We start from the raw sequence: 2,333 nt of genomic DNA on the forward strand, positions 1-2,333 counted from the left end.
TACGCATCTATCGCCGAGGCCGAGAAGGAGCTGACCGACTTTCTGATCTACTACAACCTAGAACGGCAACACTCGCGACTAAACGACATCCCGCCAGTGCTCTTCGAGCAACTGGCGGCTCAGGCTCCTACACCGGTGTCCAGAAAAGCTTGACCACTGCAATTCATCGGCGAACCCTCAGCGGTGATATTGCGAACGAGGCATTGCGTCGCATCGTGCGGGCGTTCAACCGCCCGCACGATCACCACAAGGCATCATTCGCAACCTCGACAGCCTGAGGGTTCGCCGCTGAAGCGGCGCCTACAGAAAGCAGCCTGGTCGTTCATCAAACCTCGACTGACGAAGCGGCGTGGCGCCTGTGCCGCACGCAACCTCAAGGTCCAACCCGGCCGCGACTCCCGCGCGCAGCACGAGCGTCAGCGCACAACCCTCGCAAAAACCCACGTATTCACACTGCCGCAACACCCGTCTGCGTCACTGTGAATGCCTTCGCGTGCCCGGGTCCATTGGCACGATGCATACATCCGACCCGGCATGCTCGTACCAACTCCCGAGGAACACGAGTACATGTCGGCAAGCATGCGTGCGCCCCTTTGCATCTACTACCTGCACCCCCTGCTTGCAGGGCCGATGACCGCGTGGAACCCCTGGATCGAGCACGCGGCCTCGCTGGGCTTCCGCCAACTGCTGATCGCACCGCCTTTCGAGGCTTCGGCCTGCGGTGATGTTTTCGTGACGCGGGATTTCGACAGGCTCAACCCCGCGCTCGGCGCCGATGGCGACGCGACGACACGACTCGGTCAGATCGCCAAGGCCTGCCGGGCGCAGCATATGGAGCTTTGGCTCGACCTGCCGCTGGACGAACTGGCGTCGGATTCGGCAGTGCGCGGCGAGCACCCCGACTGGTTCCGCGGGATCGCGGCCGAACACGGCACGCCTGATCCGCGGTGGACACCCAGCGAAAGTGACAGCGCCCGCTGGCGCCTCAACGATCCCACCGTGGCCGCCGCTGCCACCCAATGGTGGATCGAGCGACTTCGGCGCTGGGCATCCGCGGGAGTGGCGGGCTTTCGTCTGATGCACCCCCAGCGACTCCCCGCGTCCCTGTGGAAGACGCTGATCGACGCCGTGCATCAGGAAGCGCCTGAGGCGGGTTTCCTGGCCTGGACCCCGGGCAGCACGCCGGATGACCTCGACGCGATGCGCGGCGCGGGCTTCGACGCCGTGGTCTCGTCGGCCGCCTGGTGGGACTTCAAGGCGGCCTGGTTCGCCGAGGAGGCTGTCAGGTTGCAGGCGATCGCCCCTTCGCTGGCCTGCACCGAGGAGCCGTTTGCCACTCGGCTGGGTGACGAACTGGGCGAAGAAAACCAGCTCGACCATGCGTATCGTCGCGCGATTGCCTTCGCAGCGACGGCGCCTGCTGGCTGGTTGATGCCGGTCGGCTTTGAATACGCCGCTCACGATGCACTCGATCCGCGACGGGGCAATGCCATCACTCCCGCCGAGCTGGCAGCAGGTGCCGTGCTGGACGTGACGGCGACCGTGAAAGCAGCGAATGCAGCGATCGGCGAACACCTCGGCGGTGTCCCCACCATCGTGACGCGCAAGGGTATCGCTGCGTTCCTCACTGTCGACGGCGCGGATCCCCGCACGGCTGACCGCGCCACCTTGACCCTGGTCAATGCCTCGCTCGATCGCGAAGCACCGCTCACGGCCGACGACGCCTTGATCGGCGACGCTTCCCACTTCGGTCCCTGGACCACCCCCGACGGCCGCAAGGTCTTCGATGAAGGCCATGGCGTCGTCCTGCATCCCGGTGCCGTCCTGACGTTGACGGCCGGTGCCGGCGTGCCGGTGAAACGCAAGATCGGTGCCTCCGCCCATAAGGATTTCATGCAGTCCGCCACCAAAGCCCCACGTATCGTTATCGAAGCCGTTCAGCCGACCGTGGACGGTGGCCGCTTTCCCGCCAAACGCATCGTCGGCCAGGCCGTCGATGTGACGGCCGACATCTTCGCGGACGGCCACGACGTCCTTGCCGCGCGTCTGCGCTACCGCGCGCTGGACGAAAAGGCCTGGCGCGAGGTCATGCTGGAGCCGGTGAATAACGACATTCACACGGCGCGGTTCACACCAACGCGCATGGGCCGCTATGAGTTCCAGATCGAAGCCTGGCGCGATCCCTTCGCCAGCTATCGCCACGAGCTCGAGGTGAAGCACCAAGCCCACGTGCCTGTTGCGCTCGAGCTGGAGGAGGGCAGGCTACTCGTCGAGGCGCGTGCGAAGGATGCTTCGGGCGCGAAGGCGAAGGGTCTGCGTTCCCTTGCCACGGC

The 2,333-nt window shown here is 65.4% G+C and carries 1 protein-coding gene; it reads left to right on the forward strand.

The window, feature by feature from the left end:
• Positions 1-579 precede the first annotated feature (579 nt).
• On the forward strand, positions 580-2,333 hold a 1,754-nt coding region (locus tag AC1DT2_RS20950), incomplete at its 3' end, for a maltotransferase domain-containing protein (protein ID WP_477298487.1).

Source organism: Luteibacter sp. P4_E6 (genome assembly GCF_056401535.1).